Annotated in this window: 14 protein-coding genes; 5 read left to right on the top strand and 9 right to left on the bottom strand. The window is 59.1% G+C overall.

Annotation, left to right across the window (positions count from 1 at the left end; genetic code table 11):
- Positions 1–74: 74 nt before the first annotated feature.
- From ACR0J4_RS17510 to ACR0J4_RS17470, 9 genes are all read right to left on the bottom strand, one after another.
- Positions 75–1,166: a ferritin-like domain-containing protein gene (locus ACR0J4_RS17510; RefSeq protein ID WP_170640197.1), complete on the bottom strand. Its 1,092-nt coding sequence runs from the start codon at positions 1,164–1,166 to the stop codon at positions 75–77.
- Positions 1,163–3,067: a GMC family oxidoreductase gene (locus ACR0J4_RS17505; protein ID WP_170640199.1), complete on the bottom strand. Its 1,905-nt coding sequence runs from the start codon at positions 3,065–3,067 to the stop codon at positions 1,163–1,165. Before ACR0J4_RS17505 ends, ACR0J4_RS17510 begins: the two co-directional genes overlap by 4 nt.
- The gene (locus ACR0J4_RS17500; protein ID WP_170640201.1) at positions 3,064–3,540 is read right to left on the bottom strand and encodes a hypothetical protein; all 477 of its coding nucleotides are present in this window, start codon (positions 3,538–3,540) and stop codon (positions 3,064–3,066) included. The genes ACR0J4_RS17505 and ACR0J4_RS17500 overlap by 4 nt, the downstream gene beginning before the upstream one ends.
- Positions 3,527–4,468 carry a hypothetical protein gene (locus tag ACR0J4_RS17495; RefSeq protein WP_170640203.1) on the bottom strand — a complete coding sequence of 314 codons (942 nt, stop codon included), beginning with the start codon at positions 4,466–4,468 and terminating at the stop codon, positions 3,527–3,529. Before ACR0J4_RS17495 ends, ACR0J4_RS17500 begins: the two co-directional genes overlap by 14 nt.
- A gap of 57 nt (positions 4,469–4,525) precedes the next feature.
- Complete coding sequence (locus tag ACR0J4_RS17490; RefSeq protein WP_170640205.1) at positions 4,526–7,861, bottom strand: adenylate/guanylate cyclase domain-containing protein; 3,336 nt, start codon at positions 7,859–7,861, stop codon at positions 4,526–4,528.
- A gap of 159 nt (positions 7,862–8,020) precedes the next feature.
- Positions 8,021–8,374, bottom strand: coding sequence for an antibiotic biosynthesis monooxygenase (locus tag ACR0J4_RS17485; protein ID WP_170640207.1), 354 nt, complete (start codon positions 8,372–8,374; stop codon positions 8,021–8,023).
- Between the two features lie 259 nt (positions 8,375–8,633).
- Positions 8,634–10,094 (bottom strand): xylulokinase, encoded by a 1,461-nt coding sequence (xylB, locus tag ACR0J4_RS17480; RefSeq protein WP_170640209.1) that lies wholly within the window; start codon positions 10,092–10,094, stop codon positions 8,634–8,636.
- A 71-nt stretch (positions 10,095–10,165) separates the two neighbouring features.
- The gene (locus tag ACR0J4_RS17475; RefSeq protein ID WP_170473656.1) at positions 10,166–10,372 is read right to left on the bottom strand and encodes a hypothetical protein; all 207 of its coding nucleotides are present in this window, start codon (positions 10,370–10,372) and stop codon (positions 10,166–10,168) included.
- Between the two features lie 75 nt (positions 10,373–10,447).
- Complete coding sequence (locus ACR0J4_RS17470) at positions 10,448–11,077, bottom strand: LuxR C-terminal-related transcriptional regulator (RefSeq protein WP_480668755.1); 630 nt, start codon at positions 11,075–11,077, stop codon at positions 10,448–10,450.
- Between the two features lie 219 nt (positions 11,078–11,296).
- Here ACR0J4_RS17470 and ACR0J4_RS17465 point away from each other — a divergent pair, with 219 nt between their 5' ends.
- From ACR0J4_RS17465 to ACR0J4_RS17445, 5 genes are all read left to right on the top strand, one after another.
- Positions 11,297–12,538, top strand: a complete 1,242-nt coding sequence (locus ACR0J4_RS17465) for a pyridoxal-phosphate-dependent aminotransferase family protein (RefSeq protein WP_170640211.1) — start codon at positions 11,297–11,299, stop codon at positions 12,536–12,538.
- A 28-nt stretch (positions 12,539–12,566) separates the two neighbouring features.
- The gene (locus ACR0J4_RS17460) at positions 12,567–13,766 is read left to right on the top strand and encodes a malate--CoA ligase subunit beta (protein WP_170556060.1); all 1,200 of its coding nucleotides are present in this window, start codon (positions 12,567–12,569) and stop codon (positions 13,764–13,766) included.
- On the top strand, positions 13,763–14,650 hold the full coding sequence (gene sucD / locus ACR0J4_RS17455; RefSeq protein WP_170380404.1) for a succinate--CoA ligase subunit alpha: 888 nt from the start codon (positions 13,763–13,765) through the stop codon (positions 14,648–14,650). Before ACR0J4_RS17460 ends, sucD begins: the two co-directional genes overlap by 4 nt.
- Entirely contained in the window at positions 14,650–15,621 is a 972-nt protein-coding gene (locus ACR0J4_RS17450; protein ID WP_170640213.1) for a 2-hydroxyacid dehydrogenase, read from the top strand. Before sucD ends, ACR0J4_RS17450 begins: the two co-directional genes overlap by 1 nt.
- A 74-nt stretch (positions 15,622–15,695) precedes the next feature.
- The coding region (locus tag ACR0J4_RS17445; RefSeq protein ID WP_480668754.1) for a PLP-dependent aminotransferase family protein at positions 15,696–16,347 on the top strand (652 nt) is incomplete at its 3' end.

Raw genomic sequence — 16,347 nt, 5'->3', positions numbered from 1 at the left:
TTGTTGGACACAGCGGAAGACACCTGTTTCGAATGAGGCGCATAAACGGGTCTCGCCGGTTTTTAGGCTACAGGTCAGCCCCGCTTTTTCGGCGCAAGGTAGGTCCATGTCGGCCCGGCTGTCTCGCCCGATCCGTCCGGCAATGGGATGCGCATCAGTTTTTGCGCCAGCGACTTGATCGAATACATCGTTGGAACAAGGTCGCGCAAAGCGGATTTATCTTCGTTGAAGGCGATGTGCAGACCGTCCAGCAAACCGGACCACGCGGCGTTGAATTCGGCCGAGATCGCGGCGATTTCGGGGGCGGGCTTGTAGTTCTCCTCGCTTGGGTCGTCTTTCATCGGAGAGACTGCGCTCCAATCGACGATAAGGTCAGCGCCAGTCGGAGGGTCGGTCACAAGATCTTCGGGGCGATAGTAGCGGCTATGTAGGATTTCGTTGAACTTGAAGAAATGTGCAACGTCCTCATGGCCAGCTGGCCCCGGAATGGTGTCTCCGTCGCCAGCTTTGCCACCCAGATCTGCGCCTTCACCTTCTTCCATGATCTTTTGGATGGCATCAAAAGCCGCCTTGCGACGTTGCGCGGGGGTGCCGGTGATCTCGACAACTTCACCGCCCGCGCCGAAATAGTCGTCATTGGAGATCTGGCGCGCGGGGTCGCCAATGAAGATCTCTTTGTCCCCGAACTCCTTACACGCTTCTTCCAGCAGCTTCCTGACATAGGCGTAGAACCCGCCGATGGTGGAATAGTGCCCCCTCAATGCCCTACGGAGGTCTTTCGGCGCGGTTTCGATCTTGCGAAAGCTTTTGACCTGTTTGGGCGAGAATTTGCGCAGACGCACCTCTGGCCCGGCGCCGTTCAAAAGCTCTGTCGGGTATTTCGGCAGCAAGTTGGGATTGTTCAGCTGAGGCGTACCCCCGATCGCGTTCATCACATTCGCCGCAAGAACCATATGCAGCATCTCTTCGACCATGACCTGACGGATCACCTCGATCGGCTCGGCGTTGACGATAGTCGGCTCGGACCGGTCGTATTGCCCCTGCTCCAGGATCGAATAGCAGGCCGTCGCGTAAGGCGGGATTGTCGAAAGCTCCAGCATCAAAGCGTCTTGCAGATGTTTGCAGAGATTTTTGCGCGCGGCGTCCAGTTTCTTTTTCGAACTCATTTCGCACCCCCTTTCTGAACGGCCTTCTGGATGGCTCTGGCGGCCCTGAAGGCCATGGCAGACATCGTCAGCGTCGGGTTGGACGTGGCAATCGTGGGCATCGAGCCCGCGCCCACTAGCCACAGATTGTCGTGGTCCCATGCGCGCATCTCGTCATTGGTGACCGAGTTGTGCCTGTCGGTTCCAATCCTGTGCGTACCGACCAGATGGCCTGCACCGAAGAAGGTGTAACCCTTTCCATCATAAGTTAAATACCCCGCATCCGATGGGCTGTAGGAGGTATGGTTCTTGATACCCAGCCGCTGGAAAATCTGCGCGCAGGTGTCATTGGCGGCGGCCAGCCCGGCGCGGGAATAATCGTCCAGATCATAGCTGATCACCGGGCGGTATTCGCCCATTGGCGTGCGGTAGGCTGGGTCGATGGTCACGCGGTTGCTAGCTCTGGGCAGTTGCTCAACCATAGTGCCAATTCGGACCTGCCGCTGGACATCGTGATAGAGCTTGTCGCGCAGGGCGGTGCCGTAGAGGTTGTCTTGCTCGACCAGTCGCGCCACGTCGGAGTTCGGAGAGCCAGCGGCAAAGTTCCATCCCCAATTACCGATCTCCAACCGGAAAGCTGCATTCTTGTTCCTAAAGTTTCCGTCCCGGAAATTGGCATAGCTCGAGGTCGATCCCGGGCCGCGAAACGGTCCAACCGGCTCGGGCGCGGCGCCCCAAGTCATCATGTAGGGGTGGTCCATCAGGTTGCGGCCCAGCTCGTCACTGCTGGTGCAAATTCCCGAGGCCAGCGCTAGAGTGACGTTTTCCACCGCACCGCCAGCCAGCACATATTGCTTCCCTCTGGCCCGGCGCAGTTCGTACTGAGGCACACCGGGGAACGGGTATTTCTTGTAAACAATACCAGATACACGCCCGCTTTCGGCCAGTTCGACCTTTGAGGCGATGGCCTGCGTGATCGTCTCCATCTGATGCTTGGCTTCGTTCTTGGCATCTTCGAGCGTTTTCATCGCGTTGTATTTGGCCTGGATCGGGCAGATCGGAATGCAGCTTGAGTTCCCCTCGCATCGCTGACCCATATAGGCGAATGGTCCGGTCGCGCCGCGCGGGCGGAATTGCTGCCTGCGCTTGTCGCCAACCTGAATGCCCTTGGCCGTTCTTGGCTTGCGCGGGGTTGAGTTCCGACCCTGCGGCGTGCGCGAGACTTTCAGTTGAACCGTGCTGGTCGCATCCTCACCGATTTCGATAGGCATCCCGTCTGCCTTGGCAAAGAAGCCATCCACGTAAGACGACGGAATCGAATGCATCGGGTAGTCGTATTCCTTGTCGAAATACCCGACATTGTCGTGCCGTCCTGACGTGCGAATACCCAGTGCCTTGGGCGTCTGTTCGTCGGCATCGGCCGAGACACCGATCTCCCACTCGGCGCGCTCATAGTCCGCGCGCAGGTCCTGATAGCCAAAGGGCCAGTCAACGCCTTTGCCGAAACGGCTTTGCATCTCGAAATCCGCAGGCATCATACGCAGGCTTGTGCCCAGCCAATGCAGTGAGGTTCCACCAAAGGCCATCAGATAGTTACTGCCAAAGGGCAGGGGGCCGCGTTGCACGAAGTACCCGTTCGTATCGGGCTCGGTGCCCCGTACCGCGGTGATGTCTAACACCGAAGGCGACGGCAGGGTTGGTAGGTTCGGATAGGGAGAGTTCGGCGTCTTGGCCAGCGACAGATAGTACTGATCCAAGTAAGAGCGATAGGTTTCCCACGTCTTGCCGTGGTCTTCCCCGGCTTCGAGGATCAGAACCGAATGACCGGCCGAGACCAGCTCTTTCGCCAGAATGCCCCCGGCAAACCCGGCTCCTACAATGACCACATCATAGGTCCGGTCGTCATCTGCAATCGCGCTCATTTGCCTGCCCCCCGCTGTTTTGGAGGTTCAAGGCCCCATGCGCCAAAGCCCTGTTGCTTGGCCCCTTGGGGATGCGCTCCGATGGCGTCCCAGACCAGCCCTTCCTTGTAGGACCGGGTCGAGATGATCTTGACCACATCAAACCGCGACGCGCCGTAGCTTTCGCGCCATTCCTGTGAAAGCGGCACCCATTGGCCGGTATACCAAAGCTGAATCAGCGTGCGCGACAGTGGGCCGAGGCATTTGTCCGACAGATAGGTCTGACGCACGATCCGGTCGTCGTCCTGCTTGCCCAGCTCGTGGGAATGGGACAGGAACTCCTTGAGGATTTCGGCGGGCAACACTTGCCGGAACTGATGCCAATATTCGCCTGCGCATCCGGTGCCCTGCAGTTCGGCGCTGCTATAGCCAGTCAGGGCGGCGCTCACGGTCAGAAAGGCTTGAAACTCGGGGGTGTCATCATGCGTCTTCATGGCGATCCCCATCAATTGCGTCCACATAGAAGCCACGCGGCTCAAAGCAGGCGGGCGGGCTTTCAAAGACCTGCACGGCCACCGGTGTCATATCGGTGAACAGCGTGTGCATGTCGCGGGTCATCGGGAAATCGTTGTTCCCCAGTTTCAGCTTGAAGCCTTTTGCGATGCGTTTGCCCTCTTTCGTGGTCAACATCGCGGTTTCAAACAGGCCCGAGATGGTCCAGCGGGTCCAAACGGTGCGTCCAAGCCCGGTAGCGAACTCAGGGATCGGAGTGCAGTTGGTTAGAGTCCAGTGATCGCCCTTGAGTTTGCCCAGATCGGCCGTCAGATCGTAAACGATGGTTTGCGGATCGTCGGGATTGACCAGTTGGATCCACCATTTCTTGGGTGAGATCGGAGGGTGTCCCTTCATCTTGGCATTCAGCGAAGGAACCTTGTAGTTGAACTGGCCCAGAAACTTGGGCTCTCCGAACGCTTGCCGCCCGGCTTTGACGGCCATGGCGTTGTCGGCGGCCACATGAACCCGCAGATGGCCGATGGTTTTCGTCTGATCGCGGCCGTGAAGATACTCAGTCAGGGACATCTTCGGCACGCCCGGCACACGGTTCTTGGGATAGGCCAGTAGGTTGAATTCGACCTCGTTCACGAAGCCCAGCGAGTTGTCATAATGCGCGGTATAGCGTTGGAAGTTCAGCAGGATGACGGCCTTGTTCTCGCCGTCTTCATCGGGAAATTCGGCGACACACAGGCCGGTGCCTTTCACAAACTGGCGGGCAACTTCGACCGAGGTGTACCAATACATCCATTGGCATTGCAGCGAGGCATAATAGAAGGGGAACGTGTCAAACTGTTTTGGCAGTTTTGGCATGACGCCGGTGACATCCGTCTGATGGCACGGGTCGCTTTTGGCTTTTTTCTTTGTCATTTGGCTGTGATCTCCCCCACTGGCTGTGACAATTCTACTTGCTCAAATTCCGCCCGATCATGCCTCCGGCTGTTTTGTTTTTAGGGTTTTGAAAATGGCTTTTGCCTCGACCAGCGCGGGCGCCTTGGTCTTGTCGGCGGCCACGGCCTTCGAGATCTCACCAAGGCAGTTTGACGAGGTCTCAAGCTCGGCCAATTCTCGAATGACATGCAAAAGCGGGCCGTAATGGCCAAGCTGCAACGCCACCATGGCAGCGTTTTTTAGGTGGTCGATCCCGGCGCTGTCGTCCCCATGGGCCATGGCCCACCGACCGCGCAGGCAGGTCAGCCCGACGACCCAGAATTTCTCACCGCTGTCGTTGGCGAAGGCTTCGGCTTCGTCCAACAGTTCCTCGGCCAGTTCCAGTTTGCCGTGTAGAATAGCCGCATCCGCGTAGAGGCACAGGAAGAAACTCAGACCAAGGCGGCAGCCGGTATCGCGCCATTCGCGCAGGCCCAGGGCGATTTCTTCCAAGGCCTTTTCACCATCCGTGCTTCGGCGCACCCAGCCATTCATGACCCGCGCCCAACCGCGCCAGAACTGGAAAGAGTATTCCTCGGACAGGGCGATCAAAATGGCCGAACTGTCCTGCACCGTCGCCTCATCGCCCCGGAAATGGGAAATCCATCCAAGGAAAGCATTGGCGAAGGACTGGCTGAACGGGTGCGCGGTTTCTTCTGCATGGACCAGCGCTGCTTTGATCGCTGTCAGCGCGCTGGATTCGTCGCCTGACAGCCAGTAGGAAAGCGCGCGATAGCCCTGAAGAGCCACTGCAAGGTCAACCACATCGAAATCGAGGCCCATGAAGCGATGTTCGATGGACAGATTGACCTCAAGCCCGGCCTCAAGATGTTTCAACGCATCTTTCGGATGGCCCAGATAGGTCTGAAGCGATCCCATCGAACGTTCTGCCGAGACAATGGTCAGCGGGCTCGATAAATCCTGACAGAGCGAGACCAGTCGGTCTGCATTCTGTTTCGAGATCTCATATTCCCCGCCCAGCATGGTCGAGCGGAACTGTCCGTAGACAACTTTGAACAACCGCTCTGTTTCGCCATATTCGCGGCACAGGGACTGCGCCCGCGCATAGGCCGACAAAACCGATTTATGCGCATAGCCCCGGACGAAGGCCAGAGGCACAGCGATCATGATCTGCATGTCTATTTCGCGCCGGTCGCGTTCCTGCGATTGCGGCATTTCCTGCAAGCATTCCAAAGCGTGCTGCAAATGGGTGATCGCCTCGACATTCGCCGAGTGGTCCAATGCCTGCCGCGCGGCGGTCATCAGTTTGCCTTCGGCGGCGGGATAATTGCCGGCGCGCCAGTAGTGATGGCCCAGAATTTCAGGCTCTCGAGCGACTGTTTCGGCGTATTTCTCCTCAAGAACTGCAGCGATTTGGCCATGCCATCTTGAGGCTGTCGAGCGCAGCATGGATTGATACGCGGCATCCTGCACCAGCGCGTGGCGGAACCGGTAAGCATCTGCCGTACCCGGCTGGCCTGCGGGTACGATCAGTTCGGTCTCAAGCAGTTGGTTCAGCGCTTCGGTGATGTCGTTTTCGGTCCAGTCCAGAACCTCGGACAGTAGCTTGCGCTCAAAGTTTCGGCCGATTGCGGCGGCGACCTGCACGATCTCGCGGCTGGCCGACAAACGGTCCAATCTGGCCATCAGCGAATCCTGCAGCGATTCTGGGATCGCCATGGACAATTCGGCCTGACTCTGTCCGCGGTTCACCAAGAGACCGGATTCCATCGCCATCTTGGTCAGTTCTTCGACGAATAGCGGCACGCCATCGGTGCGGTCGGCCAATTGACTGAGAACTTCCGGCGACGGCCGCACGCCCGAGATGCTTTCAACCAGCTTGTAGATGTCGCGGCGCACAAGCCGATTGAGCTCCAGACTGGTGACATGGGACTGGTTGCGCCATGGCGATTGGAACTCGGTCCGGGCGGTCATCAGGATCAGGCAGCGGCGGTTCGACACCTGTTCGATCCAGCCGTTGACGAATTCCAGCGTCGAGGCATCGAACCAATGCACATCGTCGAGCAGCAGCAATAGCGGCTGATGCTGCTCCAGACCCGCGCATAGCTGCAAAAGCGCCTCGATCAATGCGCCCTTCTCCCGCTCGGGCCCCATTGGCGCGACCAGAGAGGTGTTGTCTTCCAGCCCCATCAGGCGCAGGATAGGCGCGGCGCAGGTTTCAGTATCAAGGTTCAGATCGGTCAGAAACCGGGTGACTTTGTCCCGGCTTTCCTCAGGAGGCGCATTGGGCAGCATGCCCGTCAGCGTCGTCAGCGCATTCTTGATCGGGAAAAACGCGCTGCTTTGATGCAAGGGCGATCCGAACAGGGTGAACTGGGTGGAGTCCTCGCTGGTCAGTTTGTCCTTCAGTCCAAATGCGATCTTTGATTTGCCAACGCCCGCGTCGCCGGTCAGCAGCAGAACCTGCCCCTCTCCGTCCAGCGCGCCGTCCCATCTGGACTGGACCAGAGCGATTTCAGCTGTGCGCCCGATAGTCGGCGTCTTGTCGTGCGCGAAGTCCTTGCGCCCGGTGTCAAAGCCGGAAATCTTCGGACCGACCACATAGAGCTGCAACGGTGTGCTGACACCCGCCAAGGGCGGACTGCCGATCGAGGTGAAATCCAGACGCTCTCCGACCAGTCTGCGGGTCACTTCCGAAACTACAACCTGACCCACATCCGCAGCAGCCTGAATCCGCGCGGCAACGTTTGGTGTATCGCCAAACAGCCAGACCTTTTCCGAGCTCGATGTGCCGGCTGCCGTACCCACCACCACAGGTCCGGTGTGGATACCGATCCGCACATTTGTCGAAACCGATTTGTCCGTTAGCCCTGCATTCCCGTCGCGTGTTGCACCCGCGATCTCAAGCGCGCAAAGAGCGGCGGAATAGTGGCTGAGTTCCTGCGCGGTGGGATAGCCGAAGATGGCGACCACACCGTCTCCGGCATAGTTGGCAATCTCGCCGCCGAACTTGGTGACGGTCCGGCCAACCAACTCGCGGTATTGCGTGATCAGTTCACGGTAATCCTCGGGGTCGAGTCTTTCGGACAAGGCCGTTGAACCCACCAGATCGCAGAACATGACGGTCAGTTGGCGACGTTCGGCCACGTCTTCTGGTGCGTCCTTGGGAGAGGGCAAAGGGGCAGCCGGTGGAGGACTGTCCTGACCCTGCAGCGAAGCCCCACAAGCGGTGCAAAACTTTGCATGTGCCATCGCTGACGCACCACAGGACCCACAGGCTAGGGTCAGTGCATTGCCGCAGCCGTGGCAAAAGTTGGACCCGGCAGGATTGGCCGCGCCGCATTCGCTGCAATTAACATTCGGACGTCCCAATATGGCTGCCCCTGAGCGCTGAAATTGCGCCGTATATGAAACAAAGAAACAATTTCGCTTTCTTTAGTATCACATAATCTACAATTCGTCGCCCTTGAATTGTGCGCGGGTTTTGTGCGCCCGCAAAGGGTTACTCACTGGTGCGGGCTGGCACTGTGGTTAGGACCCCGCTTGCGGTCGCAGAAACCCTCCAATTCTGTCGATGTTTTCGACCAGAAAGAACGGGCTGTCAGAGCCTGGTATGGGCTGAAAAAGCTGCCCATGGTCTTTTTTGAATGCGGTAAAGATCGGGCCGGTCACATGGTTCATAAAAGCTTGGAAGTCCTTGTAGATTTCGATGAAAACGACGGTGCCGTCACTGGAAGGCGGTGCCGAGTTTTCGCCGCCCGTGTGGATGAGGTAGCCCCAGGTGTCCTCTTCCTGCTTCACATCTTGGGCCAATTGCTTGAGGGCTGCGATCCCCTCGGCCTCTTGTTCGGGTTTCAAATACCAGGTCGCGATTATGCTATACATATCGATAGTCCTTTCGAGAGGCAGGTCAGCGTCTTATCCGTGATCATCCCTGCATAGACGGGTCAAATTGATTGATCTTTGTGGCGCGGCAGCCCTCGGGAAATGAGGGTTCAATATGCCGAAATAAAGCCCGCAATAGGTTCGCTGGATGAGGGCCACGCACCCCTTATGCTAGCATATTGTGCGCCGGGCTGGCAAAACTCAGATGTTGCCTGAGGGTGTGAGCGGTCCTGACTGTCACTGAGCGACGGCCCGAATATCAACCCCTTGTGGAGATCTGTCGCAGAGGTCCGTAGGCCGCTTTGAACTGCTCCTTGGCTGCCTCGTAATCTGCGGTTTTGCTGCCGTCGGGCAGAACGCGTTCACCAATGCTGGGGGGGTTTAGAATGTCCTCCGGGGACGCTCCGGTTTCTGCGATCTGGGCAAGACGTGCAGCCCCGAGTGCCGCGCCGAACTCTCCATCTTTGGGCAACTCGATTGGGACGTTCAGAACGGTTGCGATCAGCTTGACCCAATAGTGCGATTTTGTACCGCCGCCGATGCCGATCAGCCGATCAATCCGCGCGCCAGTCTGCACCAGCGCGTCATACGAGTCGCTCAGGCCATAGGCGACCCCCGCAAGCACGGCGCAGGTCAGATCGCTCTGGTCGGTGTCTTTTCCCAGCCCGGTAAAGCCGCCGCGAATGTTGGCGTCGTTGTGCGGGGTGCGCTCGCCTGAGAGGTAAGGGTAGAATTGCACGCGTCCCGGCGCGCTTAGCTCCTCGCCCAATGCGCGCGTTAGGTCGGCGGGTTTTTGGCCGGTGATCTGCCCCAGCCAGTTCAGGCTGTCGGTTGCAGACAGCATAACGCCCATCTGATACCAGCGATCGGGCACGGCATGGCAAAACGTGTGCAAAGCCGAGGCGGGATCGGGGTGGTAGCCATCGCGCGCAGCCAGCAGCACTCCGGAGGTGCCAAGAGAAATGAACCCGTCCCCCTCGTTCAGAGCACCCAAGCCACAGGCAGCTGCGGCGTTGTCTCCGGCGCCGCCTGCGACGGTCACGCTATTGCGCAGACCCCAACGGCTGGCAAGATCAGCGCGAAGGGTACCTGCGGGCTGACATCCCTCGACCAGACGAGGCATCTGAGATTCTGACATCTGTCCGGCGGTCAACAGCTCCTCGGACCATGTACGCCGCGAGACATCCAGCCAGGATGTGCCAGCACTATCCGACATGTCAGCGACGTAATCGCCTGTCAGATAGAAGTTCATATAGGCCGCAGGCAGCAGAACCTTCTCGATACGGGCGAAGTTTTCCGGTTCATGTTCTTTGACCCAGAGCAGTTTGGGGGCCGTAAAGCCGGGGAAAACGATATTGCCTGAAGTCTCGCGAATACCGGGCAGGGCGTCCAGATGCTTGGCCTCAGCATCCGCGCGTGTGTCATTCCACAGGATGCAGGGTCGGATCACTTCACCTGCGGAATCCAAAAGCGTTGCGCCATGCATGTGGCCCGCCACGCCGACGGCTCGCAGATCGGCAAATTCAGGATGGGCGTCGCGTAGCGCGGCAACCGCCCCCTCCAGAGCTGCGACCCAATCGGCGGGGTCCTGTTCACTCCATCCGGGGTGTTTGTGCTCGGACGTGCAGGAACGCTCTGCCGAGCCGAGTACGCTGCCGTCTTCGGCCAAGAGCAGGGCGCGCAGCCCGGACGTTCCCAGATCAATGCCAAGGTAGCTCATGCTGCGTCGCCTCTGAATTCACATATTTGCAAACGGTTTATTCTGTTTTTGAGGAGTCTGCAAAGCGCGTATCAGCCCCCGATGTAGCTGCCGGTCTTTGGGCGATAGAAAATCTTCTGATCATGCAGCTTGCCCAGAAGATCATGCATCCGGCGGATGGTGTCTTCGTTGGTCTCATTCGCCTCAATAGAATAAGAGGCCATCGCCTGTCGCAGGGCCTGTTCGATCAGTTCCATATCCTCGATGGAGAGTTCGAACATGTCATTATATTGCGGCATTTGAGGTCCTCCGGCTGCGGGTGTGAAACCAAAGCATGCCCGGAAAACCCCGAGTTTACCAGATTACGGTCCGTATCAGTCCCTTTGCATCCGCGCTGCATAATACTGTGCAATGGCTTGGGTCCGGTTTTTAACGCTCAGCTTGTCGTAGATGTTCGACAGGTGGAACTTCACGGTGTTCGTCGAAATCTCGAGCTCTTTTGAAAGTTCGCGATTGGACATGCCCTGCGCCAGCGCCTCGAGGATGGTGCGTTCCTTGCGTGACAGGCTTTCGATCGGGTCCTGCTGCATTTTTCGGACGTCGATGAACGGAAACACCATCTTGCCCGCGGCCACCTTCTCGCAGGTGTCCAGAAGCCCTTCAACCTCGCCCGAGCGTGCGGCAAACCCGGCAGCGCCGGCCTGCATCGCCAGTCGTGGAACGTCGGCATTGGCGTCACCATAGACCACGAAGCGCGGTGCGCTGGCCTGATCGCGCAGCACCTCGATCAGTTTGGCAGCGCCAAGGGCGGGCAATGTCCAGTCCACTACGCCGACCTGAACAGGCACGCGCATGACCGTTCCAAGGAACCCCTCAGCCGTGGCCGAGGTCGCGACCAATGAGAATCGCGGGTCGCGTTCAAAGATCTCTGACATCGCCGACAGGACCAGAGGGTTGCCGTCTGCCAGCATGACGTCGATGGGCTTTGATGGAGCTTCAGCCATATGAATTTGCCCTTAAAGCTAAAAAACTGCCCAAATGGGTGGGTAAGTTTTTGGTATACTATCGTATTTTTACACCTTTGGGTGGGTAATATCCCATCCTATTAGGCATGCTAAATCAGTAGTAAATTACGTTGCGTGATCTGGCAAGAGCACGTTTTCTACTCGGCAACTCAACCAAACGGGCCGCTGAGCCTGAGAAACAGCCGAGGAAGCCGCACAATGACTTTCCAGATTTTCCCTCCGCTCGAAATCCCCGAGACCCTTGCAGCGGGTCCCGGACCCGGCAACACGGATGCCCGCGTTCTGCAGGCCTTTGCAGGGGCAGGGGTCGCCGATCACATGCAAGGCGACGTTCTGCGAGGAATGATCGAGTGCAAGCATATGCTGCGCGAAATCTGGGGCACGCAGAACGCCTATACCTTCGCCGTCGCCGGAACGGGTTGGAGCGCGCTGGACACCATGTTCTCGGCCGTCATGCCGGGCGACAAGGTTGTTGCTTTTACCAACGGCACCTTCTCGGGCATCGACGCGCTGACCTTGCGGATCAAGGCAGCGACGCCCGCCGAACACGCAGCCAATCCGCTTGACCCGCAAGCTGCCAGCGTCACGGTGATCGAGGTTCCGCATGGCCAGCCGGTCACCGGCGAGATCGTCGAAGCGGCCCTGGCTGAGCACAAGCCCAAATGGGCGTTCATGGCCCATTGGGAAACCGGGTCCGGCCGGATCAACGACATTCGCGGCTTTTCGGACGCGTGCGAGCGTCACGGCGCGATGGGTCTGATCGACGCGGTGTCGTCGCTGGGCGTGGATGACTTCTCGATCGACGACTACCCCGGCATCGCAGGCTGGGCCTCGTGCCCGCAGAAAGGTCTGTGCTGCCTGCCGCTGACCTACGCTCCAGTTAGCTTTACCGATGCCTTCATCGACAGCCTCAAGACCAGCGGCGCCTACACCTATGTGCACAACCCGATTTTCGAGGCGCGCCATTGGGGTATCGTCGAAGGTCAGGATGTCGAGAAAGGCACCTATCACCGGACGCATTCGGGCTATGCCGTGGCCGCCTTCCACGAGGCGCTGCGTCTGACCTTGCAGGAAGGGCTGGCCAAGCGCGCAGCGTCTTACCGCATTCACGAACGCGTCCTGCGCGATGCCGTGGTCGAACTGGGGTGCGAGGTCACCTCGGACATGCCGAGCTTGATCGTTCTGAACCTGCCGCCAGAGCTTGCCGGTCGCGAGATGGAGTTGGTGCAGAATTGCCGTGCGCGCGGTTTTGGCATCTGGCCCACGCTCAGCGCGCCTGTGCAGGTGCGGATCGGTATCCTCAACCAATTGAACCGGAAATCCGTCAGCCGGATCGTGCGCCTGTTTGCCGAGGCGATGCGCGAGTTGGGCGGGCAGATTGACCGGGACGCAATCGAAGCCCTGCTGGAAAGCCGCTACGGCACTTCGATGGCTGCTTAATTTCACTGCAAGAACGGGAGGATTGCAGATGGATATTCACGAATATCAGGCGAAAGAACTACTTTCGAATTTCGGTGTCGAAGTGCCGCCCGGTGCTTTGGCCTATAGCCCGGAACAGGCGGCCTATCGGGCGCGTGAACTGGGGGGCGACAAGTGGATCGTCAAAGCGCAGGTCCATGCAGGCGGGCGCGGCAAGGCCGGTGGGGTCAAGCTGTGCAACACCGAAAATGAGATCTACACAGCCTGTGATGACATGTTCGGCCGCAAGCTGGTCACGCATCAGACTGGTCCTGAAGGCAAAGGGATCTACCGCGTTTACGTGGAAGCTGCGGTGCCGATTGATCGCGAAATCTATCTGGGTTTTGTGCTGGACCGCTCGAGCCAGCGTGTGATGATCGTTGCGTCCTCGGAAGGCGGGATGGAGATCGAAGATATCTCGGCCGAGCGCCCAGACAGCATCGTGCGTTCGATCGTTGAACCCGCAGTGGGTCTGCAAGAATTCCAGGCCCGTGAAATCGCGTTCCAACTGGGGCTGGAGCCGAAGCTGATCCAGCACATGGTCCGCACGCTGCAGGGCTGCTACGCCGCCTTCAGCGATCTGGATGCCACTATGGTCGAGATCAACCCTCTGGTCATCACCGGAGACGACCGCGTTCTGGCGCTGGACGCTAAGATGAGCTTTGACGACAACGCCTTGTTCCGTCACCCGCAGATCGCCGAACTGCGCGACAAAAGCCAGGAAGACCCGCGCGAAAGCCGCGCTGGTGACCGGGGCCTGTCCTATGTTGGTCTCGACGGCAATATCGGCTGCATCGTCAACGGCGCCGGTCTTGCGATGGCGACGATGGACACGATCAAACTGGCTGGCGGAGAGCCTGCGAATTTTCTCGATATCGGTGGCGGCGCCTCGCCCGAGCGTGTGGCCAAAGCCTTCCGTCTGGTTCTGTCGGACGACAATGTGCAGGCCATTCTGGTGAACATCTTCGCCGGTATCAATCGCTGCGATTGGGTGGCCGAAGGCGTCGTACAGGCGCTGAAAGAGCTGGATATCGACATCCCTGTCGTCGTGCGCCTGGCCGGTACCAATGTGGAAGAGGGTCAGAAGATCCTTGCCAAATCCGGTCTTCCGATCATCCGCGCCACCACTCTGATGGAGGCCGCCGAACGCGCCGTGGGCGCATGGCGCAACGACCTTACCCAAGGCACCAAGATGAGGGCCGTGCAATGAGCATTCTTCTCGATCGTAACTCGCGCGTGATCGTGCAGGGTATCACCGGCCGTATGGCGAGGTTTCACACCAAGGACATGCTGAACTACGGCACCAACGTCGTGGGCGGCGTGGTTCCCGGCAAGGGTGGTGAAACCGTCGAAGGCGTTCCGGTCTTTGACACCGTCAAACAGGCCGTTGAAGCCACCGGCGCGGATGCCAGCCTTGTGTTCGTTCCACCGCCCTTCGCGGCTGACTCAATCATGGAGGCCGCAGATGCCGGTATCCGCTATTGTGTCTGCATCACCGACGGTATTCCGGCGCAGGACATGATCCGCGTGAAGCGCTACATGTACCGCTATCCCAAAGAGAAGCGCATGGTCCTGACTGGGCCGAACTGCGCGGGCACCATCTCGCCGGGCAAAGCGCTGCTGGGGATCATGCCGGGGCATATCTACCTGCCGGGCAACGTGGGCATCATTGGTCGCTCGGGGACGCTGGGCTATGAGGCCGCAGCCCAGTTGAAAGAGCGCGGGATCGGAGTCTCGACCAGCGTTGGCATCGGTGGCGACCCGATTAACGGCTCGTCCTTCAAGGATATTCTCCAGCGTTTTGAAGAGGATGAGGACACCCATATCATCGCCATGATCGGTGAGATCGGAGGCCCGCAGGAGGCCGAAGCCGCCGAATTCATCCGCGATCACATCACCAAGCCTGTGGTGGCTTATGTTGCTGGTTTGACCGCTCCGAAAGGTCGGACCATGGGTCATGCCGGTGCGATCATCTCGGCCTTTGGCGAAAGCGCCAGCGAGAAGGTTGAAATCCTGTCCGCCGCAGGAGTGACCGTGGCCGAAAACCCCGCGGTGATCGGCGAAACAATCGCCCGTGTGATGGAGGCTGCGTGATGGTCAAACCCTCGGTTCTAGTCACCCGTCGCTGGCCTGCCGCCGTCGAGGCGCAGCTGGCCGAGAACTACAACACGGTGCTGAATACCGGGGACAAACCCATGTCCCCGGCCGAAATCCGGCACGCGCTGAAATCCTATGATGCGGTCCTGCCGACCGTCACAGACACCCTTAGCTCCGAGGCTTTGGACGTTCCCGGTGCGCAGACGAAAATCCTGGCAAATTACGGCGTTGGCTACAGTCACATCTGCGAGTCCTCAGTGCGTGGGTTGGGCATGACCGTCACCAACACACCGGACGTGCTGTCCGAATGCACCGCCGATATCGCAATGACCTTGCTGCTGATGGTGGCGCGCCGCGCGGGCGAAGGGGAACGCGAGATACGGGCGGGCAACTGGACCGGCTGGCGCCCCACGCATCTGATCGGCACCAAGGTCAGCGGCAAGGTGCTGGGCATCATCGGCTATGGCCGCATCGGGCAGGAAATGGCCCGGCGTGCCCATCACGGCTTCGGCATGCAGATCGTTGTCTACAACCGCAGCAAAATCGCGCCCGAGGTTCTGGCCCAGTGCAATGCCACGCAGGTCGAAACCGTGGATGATCTGCTGCCGCAATGCGATTTCGTCTCGCTCCATTGTCCCGGCGGGGCCGCAAACCGGCACATGATCAACGCGCGCCGTCTGGATCTGATGAAACCGGATGCGTTCCTGATCAATACGGCCCGTGGCGAGGTGATCGACGAACGCGCCCTGATCCAATCCCTGACCTTCGACATGATCGGAGGCGCAGCTTTGGACGTGTTCGACGGAGAACCCCGCATCAACCCCGACCTTTTGCAATGTGACAACCTTGTGATGCTGCCCCATCTTGGCAGTGCCACCCGTGAGGCGCGCGAGGCGATGGGATTCCGGGTGTTGGACAACCTCAGCGACTTTTTCGAAGGCCGCGAACCGCGCGATCGCGTGATCTAACACGCCCGCATATCACTTCTCTGCTCTGACCTCTATATGGGGTCGGGCCTTGGACCGCTCAGGAGGAAAGCGTCATGAACGCCCCCAATCGTATCGATGGTTTTTTCACCCAGTCTTTGTCGGACCGTGATCCTGAGCTATTTGGCTCGATCACGTCCGAGCTGGGCCGTCAGCGCGACGAGATCGAGCTGATCGCGTCGGAAAACATCGTCTCTGCCGCCGTGATGGAGGCGCAGGGCTCGGTGATGACCAACAAATACGCCGAAGGCTATCTCGGCCGTCGCTACTATGGCGGCTGCCAGTTCGTCGATATCGCCGAAAATCTGGCCATCGATCGCGCGAAAGAGCTGTTTGGTTGTGGCTTTGCCAACGTGCAGCCGAACTCGGGCAGCCAGGCGAACCAAGGCGTGTTCCAGGCGCTGATCCAGCCCGGCGACACCATTCTGGGCATGAGCCTCGATGCCGGTGGTCACCTGACCCACGGCGCGCGTCCGAACCAGTCGGGCAAGTGGTTCAACGCCGTGCAATACGGCGTGCGCAAAGAAGACAACATGCTCGACTACGATCAGGTCGAGGCGCTGGCCAAGGAGCATAACCCCAAGCTGATCATCGCAGGCGGCTCGGCTATCCCGCGTCAGATCGACTTTGCCCGCATGCGCGAGATCGCCGACATGGTCGGCGCCTATTTGCACGTGGACATGGCGCATTTCGCCGGTCTGGTGGCCG

Source organism: Ruegeria sp. B10 (assembly GCF_056539825.1).
Note: the sequence above shows the minus strand (reverse complement) of the source record. Positions and strands in the feature narration are given on the sequence as shown.

Excerpts from the sequence above, each read along its gene's own strand:
- ACR0J4_RS17470 (WP_480668755.1), bottom strand. The coding sequence starts at position 11,077 with ATGGCTGAAGCTCCATCAAAGCCCATCGACGTCATGCTGGCAGACGGC.
- ACR0J4_RS17485 (WP_170640207.1), bottom strand. The coding sequence starts at position 8,374 with ATGTATAGCATAATCGCGACCTGGTATTTGAAACCCGAACAAGAGGCC.
- ACR0J4_RS17510 (WP_170640197.1), bottom strand. The coding sequence starts at position 1,166 with ATGAGTTCGAAAAAGAAACTGGACGCCGCGCGCAAAAATCTCTGCAAA.
- ACR0J4_RS17475 (WP_170473656.1), bottom strand. The coding sequence starts at position 10,372 with ATGCCGCAATATAATGACATGTTCGAACTCTCCATCGAGGATATGGAA.
- ACR0J4_RS17450 (WP_170640213.1), top strand. The coding sequence starts at position 14,650 with ATGGTCAAACCCTCGGTTCTAGTCACCCGTCGCTGGCCTGCCGCCGTC.
- ACR0J4_RS17495 (WP_170640203.1), bottom strand. The coding sequence starts at position 4,468 with ATGACAAAGAAAAAAGCCAAAAGCGACCCGTGCCATCAGACGGATGTC.
- sucD (WP_170380404.1), top strand. The coding sequence starts at position 13,763 with ATGAGCATTCTTCTCGATCGTAACTCGCGCGTGATCGTGCAGGGTATC.
- ACR0J4_RS17465 (WP_170640211.1), top strand. The coding sequence starts at position 11,297 with ATGACTTTCCAGATTTTCCCTCCGCTCGAAATCCCCGAGACCCTTGCA.
- ACR0J4_RS17500 (WP_170640201.1), bottom strand. The coding sequence starts at position 3,540 with ATGAAGACGCATGATGACACCCCCGAGTTTCAAGCCTTTCTGACCGTG.
- xylB (WP_170640209.1), bottom strand. The coding sequence starts at position 10,094 with ATGAGCTACCTTGGCATTGATCTGGGAACGTCCGGGCTGCGCGCCCTG.
- ACR0J4_RS17460 (WP_170556060.1), top strand. The coding sequence starts at position 12,567 with ATGGATATTCACGAATATCAGGCGAAAGAACTACTTTCGAATTTCGGT.
- ACR0J4_RS17505 (WP_170640199.1), bottom strand. The coding sequence starts at position 3,067 with ATGAGCGCGATTGCAGATGACGACCGGACCTATGATGTGGTCATTGTA.